18 protein-coding genes and 1 tRNA gene are annotated in these 22,872 nt (G+C 40.0%); 9 read left to right on the top strand and 10 right to left on the bottom strand.

All coding sequences use genetic code 11. The features are described 5' to 3' along the window. Positions 1-17: 17 nt before the first annotated feature. Positions 18-836 (bottom strand): 2,3,4,5-tetrahydropyridine-2,6-dicarboxylate N-succinyltransferase, encoded by an 819-nt coding sequence (locus tag J4N25_RS25435; RefSeq protein WP_207424716.1) that lies wholly within the window; start codon positions 834-836, stop codon positions 18-20. 152 nt (positions 837-988) lie between these two features. Here J4N25_RS25435 and J4N25_RS25430 point away from each other — a divergent pair, with 152 nt between their 5' ends. Next, positions 989-1,408: an RNA-binding S4 domain-containing protein gene (locus tag J4N25_RS25430; RefSeq protein WP_207424715.1), complete on the top strand. Its 420-nt coding sequence runs from the start codon at positions 989-991 to the stop codon at positions 1,406-1,408. A 99-nt stretch (positions 1,409-1,507) separates the two neighbouring features. Here the strand turns inward: J4N25_RS25430 and J4N25_RS25425 are convergent, their stop codons facing one another. Next, positions 1,508-1,990 carry a nucleoside deaminase gene (locus tag J4N25_RS25425; protein WP_207424714.1) on the bottom strand — a complete coding sequence of 161 codons (483 nt, stop codon included), beginning with the start codon at positions 1,988-1,990 and terminating at the stop codon, positions 1,508-1,510. A 79-nt stretch (positions 1,991-2,069) separates the two neighbouring features. After that, positions 2,070-2,663: an OmpH/Skp family outer membrane protein gene (locus J4N25_RS25420; protein ID WP_207424713.1), complete on the bottom strand. Its 594-nt coding sequence runs from the start codon at positions 2,661-2,663 to the stop codon at positions 2,070-2,072. A gap of 249 nt (positions 2,664-2,912) precedes the next feature. Between J4N25_RS25420 and gyrB the strand changes: the two genes are divergently transcribed. Beyond that, positions 2,913-4,871: a DNA topoisomerase (ATP-hydrolyzing) subunit B gene (gene gyrB / locus J4N25_RS25415; protein WP_207424712.1), complete on the top strand. Its 1,959-nt coding sequence runs from the start codon at positions 2,913-2,915 to the stop codon at positions 4,869-4,871. Positions 4,872-4,928: 57 nt separating this feature from the next. Here gyrB and J4N25_RS25410 read toward each other — a convergent pair whose 3' ends face one another. The 4 genes from J4N25_RS25410 to mdh all read right to left on the bottom strand — a co-directional run bounded on the left by J4N25_RS25410 (position 4,929) and on the right by mdh (position 7,809). Next, positions 4,929-5,849, bottom strand: a complete 921-nt coding sequence (locus J4N25_RS25410) for a hypothetical protein (RefSeq protein ID WP_207424711.1) — start codon at positions 5,847-5,849, stop codon at positions 4,929-4,931. Between the two features lie 121 nt (positions 5,850-5,970). After that, the gene (locus tag J4N25_RS25405) at positions 5,971-6,387 is read right to left on the bottom strand and encodes a group III truncated hemoglobin (RefSeq protein ID WP_207424710.1); all 417 of its coding nucleotides are present in this window, start codon (positions 6,385-6,387) and stop codon (positions 5,971-5,973) included. A gap of 39 nt (positions 6,388-6,426) precedes the next feature. Then, entirely contained in the window at positions 6,427-6,855 is a 429-nt protein-coding gene (locus J4N25_RS25400) for an aspartyl protease family protein (RefSeq protein WP_207424709.1), read from the bottom strand. Between the two features lie 15 nt (positions 6,856-6,870). Then, positions 6,871-7,809: a malate dehydrogenase gene (gene mdh / locus J4N25_RS25395; protein WP_207424708.1), complete on the bottom strand. Its 939-nt coding sequence runs from the start codon at positions 7,807-7,809 to the stop codon at positions 6,871-6,873. Between the two features lie 153 nt (positions 7,810-7,962). Here mdh and J4N25_RS25390 point away from each other — a divergent pair, with 153 nt between their 5' ends. Beyond that, positions 7,963-8,466, top strand: coding sequence for an RNA polymerase sigma-70 factor (locus tag J4N25_RS25390; RefSeq protein ID WP_207424707.1), 504 nt, complete (start codon positions 7,963-7,965; stop codon positions 8,464-8,466). Further along, positions 8,463-8,804, top strand: coding sequence for an anti-sigma factor (locus J4N25_RS25385; RefSeq protein ID WP_207424706.1), 342 nt, complete (start codon positions 8,463-8,465; stop codon positions 8,802-8,804). The genes J4N25_RS25390 and J4N25_RS25385 overlap by 4 nt, the downstream gene beginning before the upstream one ends. 10 nt (positions 8,805-8,814) lie before the next feature. Here J4N25_RS25385 and tamL read toward each other — a convergent pair whose 3' ends face one another. Both tamL and J4N25_RS25375 read right to left on the bottom strand, forming a co-directional pair. Then, positions 8,815-11,115: a translocation and assembly module lipoprotein TamL gene (gene tamL / locus J4N25_RS25380; RefSeq protein ID WP_207424705.1), complete on the bottom strand. Its 2,301-nt coding sequence runs from the start codon at positions 11,113-11,115 to the stop codon at positions 8,815-8,817. After that, on the bottom strand, positions 11,108-16,141 hold the full coding sequence (locus J4N25_RS25375; RefSeq protein ID WP_242696030.1) for a translocation/assembly module TamB domain-containing protein: 5,034 nt from the start codon (positions 16,139-16,141) through the stop codon (positions 11,108-11,110). The genes tamL and J4N25_RS25375 overlap by 8 nt, the downstream gene beginning before the upstream one ends. Positions 16,142-16,279: 138 nt before the next feature. Here J4N25_RS25375 and J4N25_RS25370 point away from each other — a divergent pair, with 138 nt between their 5' ends. Further along, entirely contained in the window at positions 16,280-17,551 is a 1,272-nt protein-coding gene (locus J4N25_RS25370) for a serine hydrolase domain-containing protein (RefSeq protein ID WP_207424704.1), read from the top strand. An 85-nt stretch (positions 17,552-17,636) separates the two neighbouring features. Here J4N25_RS25370 and J4N25_RS25365 read toward each other — a convergent pair whose 3' ends face one another. Then, positions 17,637-18,614: a type I phosphomannose isomerase catalytic subunit gene (locus J4N25_RS25365; protein WP_207424703.1), complete on the bottom strand. Its 978-nt coding sequence runs from the start codon at positions 18,612-18,614 to the stop codon at positions 17,637-17,639. A gap of 195 nt (positions 18,615-18,809) precedes the next feature. On the opposite strand from J4N25_RS25365, the gene J4N25_RS25360 reads away from it, so the two are divergent. From J4N25_RS25360 to J4N25_RS25345, 4 genes are all read left to right on the top strand, one after another. Then, positions 18,810-19,022, top strand: a complete 213-nt coding sequence (locus J4N25_RS25360) for a hypothetical protein (protein ID WP_207424702.1) — start codon at positions 18,810-18,812, stop codon at positions 19,020-19,022. Between the two features lie 331 nt (positions 19,023-19,353). Then, positions 19,354-19,463: transfer RNA gene (locus J4N25_RS25355), tRNA-Asp, on the top strand. 252 nt (positions 19,464-19,715) lie between these two features. Next, positions 19,716-21,116: a pectate lyase family protein gene (locus tag J4N25_RS25350; protein WP_207424701.1), complete on the top strand. Its 1,401-nt coding sequence runs from the start codon at positions 19,716-19,718 to the stop codon at positions 21,114-21,116. A 693-nt stretch (positions 21,117-21,809) separates the two neighbouring features. Continuing rightward, positions 21,810-22,031, top strand: a complete 222-nt coding sequence (locus J4N25_RS25345; RefSeq protein ID WP_207424700.1) for a hypothetical protein — start codon at positions 21,810-21,812, stop codon at positions 22,029-22,031. The last annotated feature ends 841 nt before the right edge of the window (positions 22,032-22,872 follow it).

Raw genomic sequence — 22,872 nt, 5'->3', positions numbered from 1 at the left:
ATTCTTTTACCCCGGTATTATACTGCAACATTATGCTCACGTAAAGCATCATTAAGGGAAGTCTTCTTGTCAGTAGATTCTTTACGTTGCCCGATAATAAGAGCACAAGGAACCTGGTACTCTCCACCAGGGAATTTTTTAGTATAAGAACCCGGGATAACTACCGAACGGGCGGGAACTTCTCCCTTATATTCAATAGGCTCAGGACCGGTTACGTCAATGATCTTAGTAGAGGCAGTTAGACATACGTTTGCTCCAAGAACAGCTTCTTGTCCAACACGTAGGCCCTCAACAACAATTGCTCTGGACCCGATAAAGCAGTTGTCTTCGATAATAACGGGAGATGCTTGTACAGGTTCTAAAACCCCACCAATACCAACGCCTCCGCTTAGGTGAACATTCTTACCAATTTGTGCACATGACCCTACAGTCGCCCATGTATCAACCATTGTACCCTCGTCAACGTAGGCTCCAATGTTTACATAAGACGGCATCATGATTACGCCTTTTGCTAAATAAGCTCCATAACGAGCTGTAGCCTGAGGGACAACACGAACACCAAGTTCTTTATAATTGGTCTTCAACATCATTTTATCGTGGAAAACAAAAGGACCAACTTCTATAACGTCCATCTGACGAATAGGGAAATAAAGAATTACAGCTTTCTTTACCCAATCGTTCACATGCCAGGTACCAGCAACAGGTTCAGCGGTGCGAAGCTCGCCTTTATCCAGCATTGCAATTACAGTTTCAATGGCATTAGCGTATTCAGGGAAACTTACAAGATTGCGGTTTTCCCAAGCTTCTTCAATCTGTTTTTTTAGTTGTGGTATCATTATTATATTAGAAATTTTTGGCAAAGTAAAGCATTTTTAAGGATTTTTGCGAAAGCGTCTTGTTTGTTAAGAGATACCATCTTTGAATATTAGCAGTTGGCATCTTTTGTGTGGATGAACTTCTGATGTCGGCAATTGATCAATTTTAATTCATGGGAGAAAAGGAAAAATTAAGAATAGATAAATATTTATGGTCTATAAGGGTATTTAAGACCAGGACATTAGCTACCGAAGCATGTAAAGCAGGAAGGGTTAAACTAGGAGGACAAAATATAAAGCCTTCACACGAGGTTAAAGTAGGGGAGTTGTACTATGTGTCGAAGGGTATAGAGAGAAAGCAGCTTAAGGTTACGGGACTGCTTTATAACCGTGTAGATGCAAAAACAGCAATTAACTATTATGAGGATACGACTCCGCGAGAGGAAACGTTTAAATACAAATCAATGTTTCATGCTCCCGCACTGCAAAGGGATCGAGGTACTGGAAGACCGACCAAGAAAGACCGAAGGGATATTGACGATCTATTAGATGAATCGCCAGAGGTTAGAAAGTTTTGGGAGGATGATGAATAAATTTATAAACACGAATTACACGAATTACACGAATTACACGAATTACACGAATTACACGAATAGTTTTAGAAGCGAGATCATACAACTTTACATGGGCTGTTAATAATCGACTTTAAACTCCGAAACCTCCCATTTCTTGAATGCGGTTATTGCTTCATCCGGTAGTAATTGTACCACAGGTAGTTTTCGTTCTTCCACTTCTAGCTCTAATTCGTCATAGATGAATTTATCATTGAAACCTACGTCTGCCGCATCATGCTTTGTATTCCCGTAATAAATTTTTGAGATTTTTGCCCAGTAGATTGCTCCAAGGCACATTGGGCAGGGTTCGCAGCTTGTATATATCACACACCCTGAAAGGTCGAAAGTTTTTAATTTTTTTGAAGCAAGCCTGATTGCTGAAACCTCTGCATGAGCAGTTGGATCTATGGTAGTTGTAACTCTATTCGCACTTTTTGCAACTAGTTTTCCATCTTTTACTATAACAGCACCAAAAGGACCACCTAAACCTTTATCTACATTTTCTTCAGCAAGTCTGATAGCTATTCTCATGTACTTTTCGTGCTCTTTACTATTCTCCATATCAACAGTTCAAAAAAAATCCCCAACTGCAAAGAAGGGGATATGACTAATAAATGAAAATATCTTTAAGCTGTTTTATTTATTTCTTTTCGCTTTTGTAAGAATCGTTAAGCTTCGTCACTACATCTTTTGTTACATCTAAAGCTTCGTCTGCATAAAGTATGGATGGGTTGGTTTTAGAATAAGTTAGAACAAACTTATATCCTTTTTCTTTAGCATAACCTTTAAGAAACTGAGCTACCTTATCATAAAGCTTAGCATTTTCATCAGCCGACTCATTAGCAAGTGCAGAGCTTGCGTTCTGGTTAAATGCCTCTAATTCTTGTTGTTTACGAGCCAGGCGCTGTTCTGTAACTGCACGTTGATCAGCACTCATCGTTTGGGCATTTTGACGGTATTCTGCAACCTCGCGCTGAAAAGCATTTCCTTTTGCTGTTAAATCAGCCTGCGCTTTTTTAGACTTAGACTCTAGTTTTGTTCTGATGTCTTTGTAGAAATCTGCATTTGCTACCAGGGAGTCAGAGTTTACATAAACAATCTCTGTTGCAGCCTTTGCTGGTGCAGTTGCAGTTGTAGTACCCGTTGTTTTGGGTTGTTCTTTGTTACATGCAACTAAAGTAGCGGCTATGATCAGTGAAGTACTTATTTTGGAGATTGATACAAAATTTTTCATTTCTGTTTAATTTATCGCAAAGATAAGTTTTCGTCTGAAGTATCAAAGGCGATCTATTGAATACAGATTATGTAGTTTTAAAGCGTAATTATCATTAGGTAAGTTATCCAGTTTTTCATCTCCTTCAATACCACAGTCTAATAAGCATTTTTCTTGTTAATTTCCCTCTTTACACCGTCATATTTTATCCACAATTGGTGGAATGCCAGTTTAAACCATTAAATTTGAAGCTATTGTTTAACTCAAAATATGGTTGAAGAAAAGGAACAGAAATCTAACTATTCGGCAGATAATATACAGGTTCTTGAAGGCTTGGAAGCAGTACGTAAGCGTCCTGCCATGTATATTGGAGATGTCGGTATAAAGGGTTTACATCACCTTGTTTACGAAGTAGTCGATAATTCAATCGACGAAGCATTAGCTGGATATTGTACAGATATAAAGGTTACAATTCATAAAGACAATTCAATCTCTGTTGAAGATAACGGCCGTGGTATTCCAACAGCAATGCATACCAAAGAACAGAGATCAGCTCTCGAAGTAGTAATGACGGTCTTGCATGCCGGAGGTAAGTTCGATAAAGATACGTACAAGGTATCCGGAGGATTGCATGGAGTAGGTGTTTCTTGTGTTAATGCACTGTCTACTTTGTTAATTGTAACGGTTCATCGCGAAGGTAAAATCTTTCGCCAGGAGTATGAGCGAGGTAAACCTTTATACGATGTTAAGGTAATTGGTGAAAGTCAGAGAACGGGTACTATTGTTAAATTCCACCCTGACGCGGAGATATTCACCATGACTACCGAATATAAATATGACACCTTAGCTGCCCGTTTACGTGAATTAGCTTATTTAAATAAGGGAATCAAATTAGACCTTATAGATGAGCGCGAAATTTTAGAGAACGGCAGTTATTTACAGGAGCAATTTTTTTCTGAAGGAGGGTTACGTGAATTCGTAAAGTATCTTGACGGTACTCGTGTTCCTTTGATACCTGAACCTATATATGTAGAAGGTATTAAGCAAGGAATTCCTGTTGAGCTAGCGTTACAATACAATGATACCTACTCTGAGAATGTTCACTCCTATGTGAATAACATCAATACCATTGAAGGAGGAACTCACGTTGCCGGTTTCAGAAGAGGTTTAACTCGAACGTTGAAGGCTTATGCCGAGAAGTCTGGGTTGTTGAAGAACATGAAAGTTGAAATCACAGGCGACGACTTTCGTGAGGGCTTAACAGCTGTAGTATCTGTAAAAGTTGCCGAACCGCAATTTGAGGGACAGACGAAAACCAAGTTGGGCAATAATGAGGTTACTGGAGCTGTTGATGTTGCTGTAGGAGAAATTCTTGGAAATTATCTTGAAGAAAATCCAAAAGAAGCAAAACTCATTGTAAATAAAGTTGTCCTGGCCGCAACCGCAAGAGCTGCTGCTCGTAAGGCTCGTGAAATGGTACAGCGTAAGAGTGTGATGGGTGGCTCCGGACTTCCGGGTAAGCTTGCTGATTGCGCTGATAAAGATCCTTCTCGTTGTGAATTATACTTGGTAGAGGGTGACTCGGCCGGTGGAACGGCTAAACAAGGTCGTGATCGTAATTTTCAAGCCATTCTCCCATTAAAAGGTAAAATCCTTAACGTGGAAAAGGCGATGGAGCACAAGATCTACGAGAACGATGAGATTAAAAATATCTTTACGGCTTTAGGTGTAAGTATTGGTACTCAAGAGGATGCTAAGGCATTAAATCTCGAAAAACTTCGTTATCACCGCATTATTATCATGACCGATGCGGACGTAGATGGATCTCACATCACTACACTTATTCTTACTTTCTTCTTTAGATATATGAAGGAGCTGATCGAATTCGGATACGTTTATATCGCCGCCCCTCCATTGTATCAGGTTAAGAAAGGGAAAGAGTTCGAATACGCCTGGAACGATGAGCAACGCGATGCAGCTATTCAACGATTAAAAGGCTCAGGAAAAGAGGATAGTGTTCACGTACAACGATACAAAGGTCTTGGAGAGATGAACGCGGAGCAGTTATGGGAAACGACCCTGAATCCTGCTACTCGTACGCTTCGTCAAGTAACGATAGAGAACGCAGCAGAATGTGATCACATCTTTTCCATGCTAATGGGAGATGAGGTTGCTCCTCGCCGTGACTTTATCGAAAGAAATGCCAAGTATGCAAGAATAGACGTTTAGTAGGTTTATAATATTTAAGCAATCCCGGTTGAAAGACCGGGATTTTTTGTTTTAATACTACCGGATTCCGGGAGCTGAATTGATAGGCGTCACCTCTGGAAAACTGTCATAGGCCCGGTATATAAAGCCTGGTTTCAAGGTGTAATTGAGGTAAACAGCCGCACTAGTTTGTTTATCAGAAATGATACTCACTTTTTGTTTTCTTTCTCCATCGTACACAATTAACGTACAAGTATTTGGAGGAATTTGACCAAGGTTTTTCGCATAGATTACAATTTCATTCATGCCTGAAAGCACATCAAGCTTTATCTTCTTAGTATATGATTTATTTGTAATCCGATGATTTTTTATAATCTCCTGCCTGTTAAAATAAACACTAACAGTATCATTGTCTTCCTTTAAATAGTCCTTAATAGTAATTTCTAGTGCTACTTGATGTACGTCTAAAATTATTGGCTTTCCAAGGACTGTATTTAGGAATGGAATTTCAGAGATATTGTCCTCACGAATCCTTCGGAGCACAGCTTCAGGTATTGCAGCTGTATCAGCCTTACCCTGAATAACTCGCTTTAGATACACATCTCCCGGAGGGCATCTTCCTCTAGTATTATCCCATACTCCTGTTAAGTATTCGCAAGAGTCCTTAGTGTATTTTACATTTTCGTATTTGATACACAACCCAAATTGGTCTCCCGGCATTTCCTTACTTAGAATACGAAGCTCTGTTATTTTTAAGTTATTACCGTCTTGTTTGCCGATGAAATCAAAAATTCCCTGGAAAATAAAGAGCTTATTGCTGTAAAGATAGGCCCTCCCTGTTACAGCGTCAGCTGTTTGCGATTTTACATGTAGAGTATATTCAGACCGGTTTATCAACCCTTCACCTGTGATGTAGCCGTGCCAAAGCCCTTTCAAGTCTTGCGAAAAGCCGGATATCCAGCCGAAGAAGGTCAATAGAAGTAGTAGATTCTTTTTCAAGCGATATAGGTTTAAAGATGTTAGTCGCTAGGTATTTACCGCGTTTTAATCATCCCATCTGCTTAAAAAGCCCTTTTCTGTGCTGAGGTAAGTACTTAATTTTCAGAAATAAATATAAGAATTACTGATTTCTTTTCAAAGGGTTTCGAATTTGAACACCTGTTTTTGAAGAGGTGATTTTGTAGGACATTAAGTCGGCTATCGAAGTCGCTTTTTGTTTCGCTTCCTCAGCTTTTGCACCTTCAAAAAGGTCGTCTATTGTGGAGAAGAATAAGGCTTTCCATTGGCCAAAGTGTTCCTCTTGTAAGGGGAATTGTCGGTTTAAATGGAAATGCACTTCCATTGGATTTCCTTTAAAGCCTTTTTGACCTAGTATAATAGTCTCAAAGAATTCGTACATCTTAGGAAGATGAGCCTCCCAATTCACTTTTGCAACCTCATTGAAAATGTGCCCGATGAGGTTGTCTTTTTGCACTTTTGTATAAAAAGCGTTAACCAACTTCTCAATATCTTCCCGTGTCTGAATGTCTGCTCTCATAATTCAAAAGTATCACATCTAACTTTTTGGCAAATGATTCTAATCATAGAGAGAGAAATTGAGGGTTTTATTCGAGTAGTCGATAATGGCACCATATTCCATCAAGATATCTCCTCCGATTACTCCAATTACAGCTTCCGAATAAATCTGCTGATAGGCCTGATTAATAGAAGAAAGATCAAGGACAGCAGTTTCAAAGTTTGGAATATTAAGTGCTCCTATTTGAAATTGAGGGATTTCAAGAATATAACTTTCCATGGTATTTGTTCCTAGCCCAGTAGAAAGCTTATCACTTAACAGTAACGTTTCTTTATCGATGTATTCTTCAACAGTACTTTTATCAAGAACAGTTCTTGAGGCTCCTGTATCAACCACAGCCATGAAGCGCTTATGAAAAACGACGACTTCCACCAGGAGGTGAAAGCCGTCGTCATTCAAATTTAGAATCTCTAACGGTATGTTTATCATTAACCTTTTTCCCTGTTAAAGAACTCCTGTTTCTTTCAGAACATTATTCATTGCTCTAACAGCTTCCGCACTCTGGTTGAATGCTGCTCTTTCTTCGTCATCAAGACGAAGTTCAAGAATCTTTTCTACACCATTTTTCCCAAGTACAGCAGGTACAACAAGTGAAATATCTTGTTGGCCATATTCCCCGTTCAAGGCAACGCCGCAGGAGATCAACCGTTTTTGGTCGCGCACAATACTTTCTACCATACCAGCAGTTGCAGCTCCCGGAGCATACCAGGCTGAAGTTCCAATCAGTTTCGTTAATGTTGCTCCTCCGCTCATCGTGTCTTTAATTACCCGCTCCTGCTGTTCTTCACTCAAAAATTGTGTAACTGGCAAGCTGTTCCAAGTGGCATGTTTAATAAGTGGGATCATCGTAGTGTCTCCATGTCCACCAATTACCATAGCATTCAGATCTGTGGGCGAGCATCCTAGCTCTCTACTTAGATAAAATTTAAATCTCGCAGAATCTAAAGATCCTCCCATACCAATTACCTGATTCTCTGGTAAGCCTGATGCTTTTAAGGTCAGATAGTTCATAGTATCCATAGGGTTAGATACTACGATAATAATAGCATTAGGAGAATATTTAAGAATATTTTCGGTAACAGTCTTAACGATCGAAGCATTCGTGCCGATTAATTCTTCACGGGTCATCCCTGGTTTTCTCGGAATTCCTGAAGTGATAACAACAACTCTAGAGTCTGCAGTAGCTGCATAATCGTTAGTAACACCCTTGATTTTGGAGTCAAAACCAAGTAATGCAGCAGTTTGCATCATGTCTATCGATTTTCCTTCCGCCAGACCTTCTTTAATATCTAGCAGAATCAGTTCTTCAGCGAGTGCTTTGCGGGCGATATCATCAGCGCAGGTTGCGCCAACTGCACCTGCTCCAACTACAGTAATTTTCATAATGGACAATTAAGGTTATTTTGCGGGGCAATTTATAGTTATATTTTTAACATAGAAACTCTTTTTGGGTAAAATGTTTTGCTTACTGTAGCGTTTTGGCCACCACTAACGTTATTCACTAAATACACTTTATTTTTGGTATACATGTCTCTAATGCTTGATATTTCTGGATTCGAAGCACTGTTCTCAGTGAATTATCAGGCCTTGTGCATTACTTCTTATCGTATTGTGCAAGACAAAAATATTTCAGAGGATATAGTACAGGATATCTTTTACAAGCTTTGGGAAAAAAAGGAATTGCCTACTACAAATACTTCGCTTAAAGCATATTTATTTCAGGCAGTAGTGGATCAATCTTTAGAGTACGTTAAACGATTCCAATGTGCTTTTGGAAAGGAGAACCTTTATCCTGAAGATGGTTATGCCGACATTAAAGACAAAGATAACACGATGGCTCTTAAAGGCGTAGGTAAAAGAGTAGAAGAAGCAGTCCGGTCTCTTCCTGAAGTTTGTCGTTTGGTATTCATACTTAGTCGCTACCACAAGCTTAGCTATCCTGAAATAGCTATGAAATTAGAGCTACCTTTGAATACAGTTGAAGGTCAGCTGACCAACGCTATACGTCATTTAAGAAAATTTCTATTCCATTGTACATGAGCGATGATGTATACCTTAATTTATTAAGCCGTTATGTTTCTAATGAATTAACCCTACAGGAAACCGAGGAGCTTCTTGAATGGATAGGAGATGAGCCTGAAAGAGAGAAACTACTCAGGGAATTTCAAGAAACATGGGATATTGCCAGGGAATATCCCGAAAGTTTCAGAGTAGACACACCTGCAGCTTGGCAAAGACTTAGGCATTCCATTAAAGACGTTCCAGCTTCGGCGGCAAGGACTACTGTTCCCATTAAAAAATGGGTTCTCATCATTGCCGCCTTCGCGTTTCTTGCAATTTGCTTATTCTTACTATTTCAATATTTTTTATTTAAATGAGGTAATTCTGTTAGAATGGATACCCTATCGCAAGGTTAAATACAAGATTTTCTTTTCTCCATTCTCTGCTAAAATCAATATCATTAAATACCCAGCGTTCTCCCTTAGGAAGCCATGGCTTACGAATAGGGAAAGCCAGATCTGTCCTTAAGACGAAGAAATTCACGTCAAACCTTAAACCTACACCAGTTCCTACTGCCAGCTCGCTTAAAAACTCTTTACTGAATTTTGCACCGGCAATTGGTTGCTCTGGGTCATCGCGTAGTAACCAAATGTTTCCTGCATCAAGAAAGACTGCTCCTCTTACTATATTGTTGAATTTGGGTCGGTATTCTGTATTAAACTCAAGCTTAATATCCCCGGTTTTATCCGGCGCTGCCATTCCCCTCTCCCGGCTAAAGTTTGGCACGCTCGATCCCGGACCAATCGATCTGGCTCTGAAAGCACGCAAGCTGTTTGATCCACCAATGAAGAATTGTTTAATGTAAGGGAGAGCAGGTGAATTTCCAAAAGCAAAGCCATAGCCAAGAATTAGTCGGCTTGCTAACTGGTTTCCATAACCTAAATTCAAATAATGTCTGAAATCGTTCTCTAATCTGATGTATTGAGAAAATGGTGCATTGAAAATTCTTTTAGTATTACCGTTTCTGTAGTTGGCACCTGAAAGGACACCCATTAAAACACCGGATTCATCGATATTGAAATTCTCATAAAAGGTATGCCTCTTATTGGTCTGAATCGTGTTGGTATAAAGGAAATTATAGTTTGGACCAACAACAAGTTGGGTGTCAATTGCCCTTCGCAAAGCTGGAATACTATCAGCCCGTCGTTTATATGCGTTATCCACCTTATACGGCAAGACATAGGTGGCCGCTAATAAATTCAATTGATGTTCCCGTTTCTGATCCTCTTTCCAAACATATCCAAATGAAGTTCGAAATGAATTCAGCGAATAGGCCATTCTACGATCTAGGAAATCATATCCCAACATGATTTTTGTTCTGGGAATGAATGCACTCGAAGCATTAAATTGAAAAGGAGAGATTAGGCGCGGAATATTCAAATTAGCTTCAGCCCCATATCTAAACAGACTATTTCCTTGATTAACTCCCGAAACTTGTATGTCTGTTCCTGCATAAAGATTAACCGTTAAAAGCTCCGCTCCTCTAAAAGCATTCCGGTTTCTCCAGCTAACGTTAATTTCAGATCCGCTAAAATTTGCAGACGTAGTACGGCTAAGTAGCTCGGCCCTCAACGATTTTTTGGGATATGGAGAAAGATAGTAATAAGTGTCCAGTTGATTTCCGGTTCCGTCGATAGACTCAGTAAACTTGTTTTTAACAAACTTGAATGTTCCCAAGCTCACTAGCCGGTTTAATGACATGTTATGATCTGTACGGTTATAGATATCACCTTTATGGAAGAACATGGTCCTTTCAAAAACTTGTGGCTTAAATAGCTTGGCCGTATCAACTACAATAAAGTCTTTATACCGTTCTCCTGCCCTTACATCAATTGAATCTTTTGAAAGATTGTAGTTCGGATAGATAAATATATTATTGATTGTGTATTTCTGCCGTGCTTCTTCGGCTGCTGTGGTCTTTATATTCACAACTAGATCAACCTGATGTTGGTTATTAATGCTGTCTACCTGAATAATAATGTCGTCCGGGCTGAAGTAATAAAAACCTCTCTCCTTTAACCTCGCATCAATGCGTTCCCTTTCCGACTTGATGATATCCAGGTCGAACGGATCGCCTATTTTCAAAAAGCTTCTACGAGCTGTGCGAGTAAGCGCTTTACCCAAATCGCTGCTGTCTGAAGCAAAACGAACAGTGCTAATCATATAGTGAGGACCAGGGAAAGCGTGGTAAGTTAGTTTTGCTTGTTTTCGTCCAAGTGAACTGTCAGCTGTGGCAGATGCGCGAAAGAAGCCGCGATTCTCCATCCTGTTAGTCAGTAGCTGAATATTATAATCTACTTTTACCGAACTAAATAATACGGGTGGTTCTCCAAACTTCGATCTAATCTTATTGCCGAAACCTTTTGTCTTATTGGGGTTGCCAAAAGAGTTGTATATCCAGAGTTTAAAAGGTATACCTAAAAAACGACTATTGGGGCGCGGTCGAAGTACTCCCTGAAGCTCGCCGGACATAGCCTTTGCTTCCCGCGATTTTACCTCCTTACCTTCTATTTTAACTGAGGCTCCTCTATAAAGGTAGTCGCCTTCTGGTACATATTTGGTGGTACTGCATGCTGCAGCAATTAGAGTTGAAAATAAAAAAATGAACTTAATAAATCTGTTACTCATCTGCTGCAAGTTTTCTTTCTGCCTTTTCTTGTTCCTGGCGTTGTTTCTCTTCTTCAGTTTTGCGTCTTAAAATTTCCTTGAATTTATTGTAGTCAAGGTTGATGATAAAGCCTAAACCTGTTTCTATTACCTGCCCCTCTACTGCCACTTGATACTGGTTTCTGCGGTATGCTCTTAATTTGTAACGGCCGTCTCGTGAAAGCAGGTAGTCTACTGCTATATCACCTGCAACATTATTGGAGGACTGCCGTGGCTGTCGTGGACCTTCCAATTCGAAATTGCTTCCTATTGACACATTAATCCTGTCGTTTAATAATTGTTTGGATGCCGTAACATTTAAATCGGTCCGGTTTTTAAGCTCTCCAGTCGTGTAATCATCGGTCGATTCCAAGTTAAAGCTTAAGTTAACGCCGCCAATCAAGTTTCCTGCAATATCGTTAAGTTGATCATTTAAAAGCTTGCTGACACTTTGCCTTGCCAGTGATTCTGGAGAAGATCCGCCAGAGCTGCTGCTAAATGGATTGTCGGAAACAAAGCGGTTAAGCAATACCAGGGCAAAAGCCTGCTTGTTCAATTCAGAAGGTTCTGTTTTCAGCTGATCGAGGCGCGTATTTACCGTTGATACTACAGTACTGGAAACATTATAATTTCTCTCAGGCAAGTCGATATCAAAGCTAATCTGCGGCTTCATCAATTCTCCTTTCAGGCTCAATAATAATTCGAAGGGAAGGCGTTGCTTGTATTGATTTACTTCAGAAGGAGGAGCTGAACCAAGTTGATTTGCTACCAGATCTAAAGGTGCTGTTTCTGCCACATAAACAGCGGTTACATCGACATCTGCCATGGTAGGATCACCGTTCCAGGTAATAGTGCTTCCAGAACGAATGTCAAAGCGACGTTTAATAAAATTATATGACAGCTCGTATGCTCCCTGATCAAGAACATAATTACCTGTCAGATTGATCTTTCCACTAGGGTCAATCCCTGCATTAAGTTGTGCCTGCCCGCGTACCCGAAGAAAATCTCCCGTACCCTGATCCACTATGATGCTGAACTCAGCCTCTTTGTCTACCTCTATATTAGTATTGATATCCATTCCGGTAAAAGGCGAAGTTTTAGCCGAATCGAGGTTAGAAGTAAGCGCCCGGCCGTTTTCCGGATTGTCAAGGTCCACAAACTCTACTACACCTTCCCGTTCTTCAATACCTGGATCACTTTGTGGTAGCACTAATGTTAGCCTTGTTGCTTTTAGAACTTTCAAATTGCCATCTACCACTGGGGCATTCATGTCTCCACGGATACGAAGACGCGTATCAATGAAGAGCTGGCCGTAATACATTTCATTGTCCTTAGCTGTAGAATTCAGCGCCTGGAAGTTGTCGCTTGTTACATCGAGATTAAATCGATAGTCGAGATAATTAGAAGTAAGTAATGCACCATCAACAGTCAGATTGTTACCAGCTGAATCCAGTATAGCGAAATTATCAAACCTTATACCGTCTTCATTAAACCTTATCCGTTCATCATTAATTCGAAACAGAGAATTAAGCATGCCTATCCGGAAGGCAGTGTTGTTGAAATTAAGATCTCCAATAACATTCGGGTCAGCCGTGGTTCCGGTAATGCTCATGCGTCCATTAAGGCTTCCGCTGGCGTCTTTAAGGTTGCCCATTGTAAAACCCTGAATACTACGAAGGTCAAGATTCGCAATGTTCAGGTTCATATCGAAGCTGCTGTTATTAATATAGTAGAAGCCGTTCAATCTAACATCATTGCCCTTGCCGGTGATATTCATATTAGCTGCCAGGGTATTCGCACTTTCATTATTAACCTGAAGAGCAATGTTTCCAACAGTATCTCCTCTAAAATTTAAATCACCAATCGTGAGATCAGAAGTGAATATCGGACTGGTTTGAAAGTTTCTAACAAGGGCATTACCATTGATAGTACCCCCGATCAGCAATGAATCTTTTCTAGCTATTTCAGTAAGGGTTTCGATTTTAAAATTGCTGAAAGTAACAGCTAAAGGATTATTAATTCCTGGAGGTGTTGTGTTGAGCGAAAGACTTTGGCCCGCATTAGAAATAACAAAGTTTTGTGCCATCACACCTTGGCTTCCAAACCGAATGAAATTACCATCGCTAACATTCCATCGCTGTTGATTAAGTACAAGGCCATCAGTGTTGAGGCTAAATTCATAATTCGAACCCATCGCTTTTAGCGCGCCGGCCACCAGGTAATTTTGCCTGTTCTGAGCGTCCCTTACTTCCAGCCTTGTGCTAAGAATATTATCTTGAATGTTTCCGGTTACTGAAGTATTTAATAGCTGGAAGGATGAACCGTTCAGTCTGTTTAAAGCAACCGAATAGTTAATAGCCTCATTTCGGGTATCTACGTTGAAATTAAGATTGCTAAGGTCATAACCCCCATAAATTATCCGGGGAGCAGTTCCTTGCGCAGTAAGTTGCCCTGTTCTTCCGTCAAAGCTGCCACTCATATTCACAGTTGCCAGCTCTTTTATTTGTGGCGCGAATTGCTGTACTAATGGGCCATTCATCAACCGTGCATTAAATTGTAAATGTTGATCAGGCGCAGTACGTGCAGTTACGGTACCCGTATTATAATACTTGTTGATAACCGATTGAATTGCTGGGCCAACCTGTGTCAGCTTATATTTTCCTCTCACATCGGCAGATAAAACGTCAGAGCGAACGTGAAGTGAATTACTATCCGCAGAAGCTGTCGAGGTAACATGAACCGAATCAACCTGAATCCGTTGGCCCGAGCGAACCATGATAGCATCAGTAAGACGGATATTCCCATTAAGGTAATCCACGTCAGCTGTTGGAAGATCTGCCTCTAACTTTCCTCTAAACCTAAAGTCTTCTGCCATAAAGTTCAGTTTCTGCAAATTAAGGCTATCAACGTTAAGGGTCATTTTTATTGCTGGATATTTCTTGCTGAAATTTGCATTTGCAACCAAGTCGAAGTTGATATTTGGATCAGCCATATTAGCTACAGCCGAGATTGCTCCATTTCTGGCTCTTCCTTTCATTGTCAGATTGCGGTAGTTGTAGCGATTATATTGAGCCTGCACTACTCGTCCACTAAACGTTCCGTTCAATTGTTTAGGATCAGTTCCGCTGGCATCTACTCTGGCCACCATCGAAACTCGTCCCATTGTTTTCTCCTGTCTGATAATTCGGCCTACATTTAAATTATAGGTGCGCACATCTGCCTTATAACTTACTGTGCTACCATTTTTTACAAAAGCTACAGCTTTGGCACTTCCATCACTCGAGTTGAGGTTCAGATTAGTATTAAAACTATTCATGCTTCCTTTAAAGGTTCCAACCAGGCGTATGGCATCAGGAACGTGGACATTAGGAGGGATTGTTCCACGTGGTACCAGTGCATAGATATCCCGACTCCGGGTGTTGAAGTTTTTAATATTAATGTCAAAGACTGCTTTGTTCATATCAGGAAGACCGGTGATCTTACCAGAGGCATTCAATGTGGTACTGCCGAAACCTGAAACTTGAAATACTGGAATGGATAGATTTTTAACTAGTCCGTGTACCTCGCTGTTTATGTTCAATATTTCGGCAGAATGACTTTTAAAAGGTTCTGTTGCCGCAAGGGCTGGAACAAAAATCAGTACATCGCGTAGGCCCAAGCGGCTATTTCGTAAATTTGCATCTACCCGCAAGTCTCCGGGATTAGTACTTAAGCTTTCTATAGATGGGTATGCCAATTGTATCTCATCCCTTATTACTGTTTGAGAAGTTTGAACGTAAAGATCTTTTAGGTAGGTGTTGTTCTTGCCATAAAAGAAGTTTGTGGTTAAACGTTTCAGGTTGAACCCACTTTTATCCCGCATGCTTCCTGAGTTGATCTTTCCCGATATAGTGTCGATTGCATACACAAAGTTTGAAGCACTAAGGTTTAAATTACGGATGTCTAAATGCCCGTAGTCCATGCCAACTCTTTGCCGCGGCAAGTTCTGGTCATCAAAACGAAGATTATTATTAGCAAAGTTTATGTTATCGGAAGTAAATTTCCAGATATCGGATGCAGCATCTGCGTTCTCCTTAACTTCCTTTTTAACTACCTCGGCTTGTACTTTTTTACCGAGGGTGATCTTAAAGGTTGAATTATCAAGATTAATGTCTCCCAGGTCTATTACCTTATTTTTCAGGTCTAATTTATCCGACTTTACATTTAGTTTTCCTAAGTTCACGTCTGCATCGAGGGCCGAAACAGCATTCCGGTACACAACCTTAATCCTATCCAAATCTGCTTCTCCCAAAGCCAATGTCATGTCAATAGGTTCTTGAGCTTCGGCAACATCCGCAACTTTAGAATCGACTTGAACGGCAGGTTTTCCTTGTATAACAACTGCATTAACATTAGACAAAGTGAATTTTGGAATGTTGTAGATGCTTTTCTCCATGTCAAATTCCTTTACCCGCGTATCGAAGTGACCAAGGTAAAGTTTTACGTCATTAGCAGTTGGAGCATCCTTGTATTTAACCCGAATGCGGTCAAGATTGATTTTATCAACAGAAAACTTCATTGGAGCTGCGGCAGTATCAACAGGTTGAGGCTTTTTCTGCTCGCTCACGAACGCTTTTAAAATATAGTCGAAATTAAAAACGCTATCCGGTGTCCTGGAAATATTGGCAGTAACCCCACGCAAATCGATTTCGTTGATCTCTACCGTGTTTTTCATCAATTTTAGCAAACTGATATCCACCTTCAAGGTGTCGCCCGCCAGAAGTGTATCCCGCTGCTGATCTTCAAAATATACATCCTCCAATACGATAAGCTTTGGAAGATCAAGGCTCAGACGATTAATTTCAACTTTTGTCCCTATCTTATTCTGAAGAAAGTTCACCGCCTTGCCCCGCGCAAAGTTTTGAACCGCCGGTACTTCTATCAGCACAAAAACCAACATCACAAGGAAAAGAATAATTCCCACTATCCAGAGAAGAATCTTTAAAGAAAGTATACCGTAATTTTTCAAGGCACAGAGTATTAGTGTCTAATAAATTGCAGATTGACAAAAATGTTTGGAATTAGAAATTTTTTGCTTATATGGCATTCTCGATCATTGTGAGCTCGTAACTTTTGCTAGTTTTACAAACCCATTATCAAATTCTTTATGAAACTTAAATTTTTGCGGGTTAAGCTTGTTTTAGTGTTTGGCCTGTTTCTACAGTCTTCTGCTCAAACAAACCTTGTAACCGCGCCACCGGCTTCAGTACATGTTAGTGCAGAAAGATTAAAACGCATTGATGCAGTTCTCCAACAAAGCATAGATAAAAAAGAGATCGCAGGAGCTGTCGCCCTCGTTGCCCGTGATGGTAAAATTGTTTATAACAAGGCCCTTGGCTTTACAGATGTAGAATCAAAAACTCCTTTACGAACAGATAATATTTTTAGAATAGCTTCCCAAACGAAAGCTATTACTAGTGTTGCAGTAATGATGCTGTTCGAAGAGGGAAAATTGCTGCTAGACGATCCCATTTCGAAGTATATTCCCTCATTTTCCAAGCCCGTTGTACTTGATAAATTTAATGCTGCCGATTCATCCTACACTACTGGTCCGGCTAAGCGAGAGGTTACTATTCGAGACCTGCTAACTCATACCTCTGGAATAGATTATGCAGTTATCGGTTCAGCAACTTTCAAGGCCATATATGCAAAGGCAGGAATTCCCGTTGGTTTTGAAGGTGGCGCCGTATCCTTAAAGGATGCAATGGAACGATTAGGTAAGATGCCTCTGGCTCATCAGCCAGGAGAGAGGTTCACTTACGGGTTAAACACTGACTTGTTAGGGTATTTAGTGGAAGTTCTGTCTGGCAAAACCCTTGACAAATTTTTTCAGGAACGAATATTTCAACCATTAGGAATGAAGGATACTTATTTTTTCATTCCAAGTACCAAACAGTCCCGTTTGGTACCCATTTATACTTTTGATGGCAATAACAGGTTGATAAAATACGAAAGGAACGGGGTAATTACAGCAGATTACCCAAACCGTAGCAGCTCTTACTTTTCAGGAGGAGCTGGTCTTAGTTCCACTATAGCAGATTATGCAATTTTTCTTCAGATGCTCCTGAATCACGGAGTATACAATGGAAAGAGGTTATTAGCGCGTAGAACTGTAGAGTTGATGACCTCAAACCAGATAGGTGAACTGAATGTTCGTACAGACAAGTTTGGCTTAGGTTTTCAAATTACAAGCAAACAGGGACAGGCGAAGCTGGGAGTAAGTAAAGGATCCTTTAGTTGGGGTGGATATTTTGGTACAACTTATTGGGCTGATCCAAAGGAGAAGATCGTGGGCTTAGTATTTATCCAGCAATCACCGCTTCGATCTGATGTGCAGGATAAGTTCCGAGCAGCAGTTTATCAATCGCTTAATGACTAGTACCTTTTTAATTAAAAACAAAAAAGCTTTCTGGTACCCAGGAAGCTTTTTTGTTTTTAGTACTATTCTCAACAGAGATTTTATCTTAAACGTAGCTCTCTAAAATTTTGAAGCCGGTATCTGTGGCAATAGAAATCTTATCTACGTTAGCCGGAATAAGGATACTTTCGCCCATTCTCACGTTGAGCGATCCTCCATCAAAATTTAAAGTATAAGAACCTTGAACACAAACATGTATTACGAAAGAGTCTATAGAAGAGTAATCTCTATCTACCGGCTGACTGAAATCTAGAATATTGGTAGTAAAGTAGTCACACTTAACAACCTGTACAGGTTCATTCTTCTTATTATCGTAAATAGATTTATACTCAGGGTAAACGTTGTAATCGATAGCTGCTAGCGCTTCCTGTGTATGCAATTCTCGCTTATTTCCCTTGTCGTCTACACGATCAAAATCATAGATGCGGTAGGTAATATCAGATGTTTGCTGAATTTCGGCTATTAATAGTCCTTTACCAATTGTATGTACTCTTCCAGCTGGTAAAAAGAAAACATCACCATCTTTAACTTGCTCCTTATTGAGGATGTCATTGATATTGCCGCTGTTTAATTTTTCAAGATAACTAGCCTCGTTCACTTGTTGATTAAAGCCAGCAATAAGTGTTGCATCCTGGTCGGCCTGTATAACGTACCACATTTCGGTCTTACCAAAGGAATTATGACGCTCTTTTGCTAAAGTATCATCAGGGTGAACCTGGATAGAAAGATCATCATTTGCATCAATAAACTTTACAAGCAATGGAAACTCGTTTCCAAAACGCTCGTAAACTTTTTTTCCAACTAGCTCGTATTTGAAGTCTTCTAATAATGTTGCGAGGCTTTTTCCTGCTAAAACACCATTTTCAACTACAGAAACATCGCTTTTAACTCCCGAGATTTCCCAGGTCTCACCGCAGTTTGGAAGTGGTGAAAAATCTTTCCCTAGGTAAGTCCTGATTTTTTGACCACCCCAGATTTTGTCTTTGTAAATAGTTTTAAATTTTAGTGGGTAGAGAGATGACATGTTTAGTAAATATAATTTCTACAAGTATAATAATTGTTATATATACTGTGCATTGCTAAATCAATTTAATCAGGGTGTAATAGATTGATGTCTGCCCAGATCAATGTCAACTTTTTTCATTCATTTGATGAGTAGTATCATTCTCTAAACCGCAGGGACAATGCATTTTTGTTTTGAAACTTTAATTATCACATAATGAATACTGTAATCAAAGAAAGCACTACGAAATGCATATCTGATTTTAATAAGGGGTATGAAAAAGGCTATCACAGCAAGGATTATACTTGGGAAGATGGAATTAGATATACCTCAGCTTCGTGGCAAGCCGAATCTGAAGAGTTCGTAAAGGGATTTGCAAAAGGACAACAGGACCGGTTAAGGGACGAAGTTCAAAAATGGATGTGCTAATATTAGATGTTCATTTCCATTTACCAAAGGGTATTTTAGAGCCGGGTAATTATTCCGCTTTGCCTGGCTTTTTAAACCATTCCAATACTACCCTGCACTTTCTACTTCAATTAATTTCCTAATACCATCTTCCTGGTTACAATTAGCATTCATTTGTTTTAATTCTCATAAATTCAAGGCAATTTTGAAATATCCTTTTGCTTAAATTGCATATTTTTTAAAGTTCAAGTATTAAATTGATAAATATTAACTTTTTTTATTGAAATATTTGCATAGAATTAGGATGTCGCTTATCTTTGTATCAACACTTCAGCAAAAAGGTGTTACACACTGTAGGGTGGTGAAATTGGCAGACACACCTCCTTGTCTCGGTGGCGGAGATCCTGGGAAAGCCGGCAACGGTTTAACCACTCCTTGAAGGTTCGACTCCTTCCCCTACAGCTCCTTTCGTTTAATTTAGGTTTATAATTGGTTAGTTTGAGCTCGAGCCCATCTCGAGCTTTATTTTTTTCTAAGATTTCAGTAGTCGTTTAAGCATCTTCTACCTATTTGGAAGGTGACAGGCCAAACGAGAAAAGGCTTATGACGGGTACAGATGTTATAAAGATTATATTCTACAACTTTTAGAAAAATAAATACATAAAAATAGATCGTGTTGCTATTAGCTTTGAGGGTTTATAAACCTCAAAAAATATGATATTTTCTTTAAGGTCTGCTTTGCTTGCGTTTGCAATCGTGCTTACATCTCATTTTTCATACTCTCAACAAATTGCGTTTCCTGGTGCTGAGGGGTATGGGAAATTTACTAGTGGAGGTAGAGGAGGGCGAGTAGTGGAAGTAACAAATCTAAATGGTGACGAATCTCCTGGAAGCCTCCGTGCTGCATTAAATACACCTGGCTCTGATCCCATAACAATTATCTTTCGTGTATCTGGTACTATTAGTTTAGATAAAGGATTGGTTAAGGTTGGTCGCTCCAATATGACAATAGCTGGTCAAACAGCCCCGGGTGGAGGTATTTGTATTAAGAATGGTTGTTTAAAATTTAATGGCAGCAATCTTATTATCAGGTATATAAGATTTAGACCTGGCGATGAAGCTGGTCTTGCTGACCTGTCATCTCTGGGGAATGAAAATTCTAAAAATGTTATTATTGATCATTGTTCTTTAAGCTGGTCTAATGAAGAAAGCCATACCTGTTACGATAATAAATATATAACAGTGCAATGGTGTATATTAAGTGAAAGTTTATATAGCTCATTTGATTCAAAAGGGGCGAGAAGTTATGCCTCTCAGTGGGGTGGTCAATATGCAACCTATCATCACAACTTAATTGCAAGCAATGCTAGTAGATCGCCGAGGGTGAATGGGGCACGGTCTCATGATACCATAGCTCTTTGCGATTATAGGAATAATGTGATATACAACTGGGGAAAAGCAGGAGCTATTTATGGAGGAGAGTTAGAGGTTAATTCCCAGCTGGCAAAATGCAATATTAATTGGGTAAATAATTACCACAAGCCGGGACCAGCAACAGCTGCTGCGCATTACTTTGCAGCTCCTTCCTATGAGTCTCGCCCTGGAGCAGCAAAAGGTTACGCTAAATGGTTTTTCGCTGGTAACGTTATGGAAGGAGAGAACGACTTGAATAGAGATAACTGGAAAGGAGTAGACGTAAGTAAAGTTGGAACTGCCCAGAACATCAAAGCAGAGGTTGAATTTTCTGTTGAGAAGCCAGAAACTCATTCCGCTCATGATGCCTACAAGTTGGTTCTGAAGAAAGCGGGGGCTATATTTCCTGAAAGGGATGCGGTCGATTCAAGGATTGTTGCTGAAGCATCTGGAAAACGAGCTCATATTGGTAGTGGTAAGTATGGGAATAATAAGGGTATAATAGATTCCCAGAAAAGTATTGGTGGATGGCCAGCTCTAAAAACTGGTGAAACACCTCAAGATTCTGATCATGATGGAATGCCGGATAGTTGGGAAGTTAAAAACAAACTCGACCCTCAGAACCCAGAAGATAGAAACCAGAAGTCAAAAGATGGTTATACTATGTTGGAAAAGTATTTGAATGAATTAGTACAGTTATAGTATATGTAGTACTTCCTAAATAAAAAAGGAAATAACTGGTCCAGATATTAGTCAGGCTTCTCTAGATAAGGGAAGCCTTTTTTGTTTTGCTTTAATTTACGGCCTCAAGGCAGCTAATCGGTAATATGATTTATAATACTATTTTCTAGCAATGCAAGTGTCTTGGTTGTTGGCGCTCCTTCAAAATAGGTAACGGCTAAAGCAAAGAGATTTCCAACAGCACAAATGTAAGGAAGTCAAGAAGCATTTTTACCAAAAGAGCCAGTCCTTGCGGCGTTTTGCGGAGAATTGCGGGTATTTGCGGCCAGATGCGGAAGGATGGGTACATTCTTCGGGGAGTGTTCGGGAAAAGGGGGTACTTTGTTCGGAAAATTGGGGGGCCTTCCCGAAGCTGCCTCGAACCTGTCCCGAAGCTGACCCCTTTGTGACTGGCTGGAAATGTCCACCTGCCAGGATTTTTAAATTCCTGTTTAGGCTTTAGCGAGTTTTGGCTGAGAACCTTCTTCCTATATGCTTCCTACCCCCTTCGGATCTGGTGGGGTCTGCTTCCGATCTGTTGGTCATCTGTTGCTGATAAAGCGGGCTTTCAGTGCACGATATCTGCAGATGATCGGAAGCTGATGGCTAGAGATCCGAAGCAGTATAAAAGCAGGTAGGACGCTTGCCGCTAATTTACCGTCAAAACCTTCATGAATGGAAGCTCACCAAGGGCGGATGAAAGTTTTGAAGGTTCCTCTTAGCAAATGTAAAACAACCAGACATTCAAGAAAATCGATGGCGGTATCTGGCGGCGAAATGGCGGCACTTGGCGGTGAAGTGATGATAATCCAATCACTTGGCGAGCCATTTCTTCAGCTCTTGTTCAGTCCTTCTTTAGTTCTTGTTCAGTTCAAACCCCGTTTCCGGCCTGTTTAGCTGAAGAAAGGGTAACCAAGGTATGAGCGAGAACTGAACAAAGGGGGGGAGAATGGACAGGTTAAGCTGGTCTTCTTTCTGAAAGATTAGGTATGGAGTGTACCAACTAGCGGATTTGATACTTCTTTGCCTCCAACAATTCCGGCAAAGACATATCTCATGAATACCAAAGGCATAGATAGAGCATAATTAGTGCGTAGATGAAGCACAGATAAAGCATAGATAGTCCGATGGAAAGCACTAAATTGAAAAAAATAAAAAATGAAGCCCTCAAATACTAAAGGACAAAATCCCCTCGTTTTGGAGTAGGTTTTACAGGAATGGGAGATCTGCTGAGAGGAAAACCAACACTAACACGCAGATCATCAACTTGTTTTAAACTATTTTAAAAAACAGCTTGACGGCTAAAGAAAAAACTCCCACCTTTGCAGTCCCAAAACGAACAGGGCTGGGAAAAACGGAAGAGCGCAAGGCTTACCGGAGTTGAAAGAAGAGAGAAAAAAGAAGGCAAAAAGAATTTTAAAATTGTTCTTGCCAGATTAAAAAAAGATTCTCACCTTTGCAGTCCCGAAACGGGAAGGTTTGAAAGCAAAAGCAAAACGCTTTAACGATACTGAAAACCAGCAGAGAGCAAGTTTAAACGAAGAAAAAAAATCTTCAAATAAATTTGCAGAGAAACAAAAAACTTCTCATCTTTGCAGTCCCAAACCAAAAGGGTCGCCGAAGCGCAACGCAGAAAGCGAAAGTTGAAAAAGTAAAATCAGTGAAATCGCCAGGTCAAATCGGTGAAATCAATTGAAATAAAGCCGAACCGAGATGGAGAGGCGCAAAAGTTCTTAAA

This window comes from Desertivirga brevis (assembly GCF_017355835.1).
This window is presented reverse-complemented; position numbering and strand designations above follow the sequence as displayed.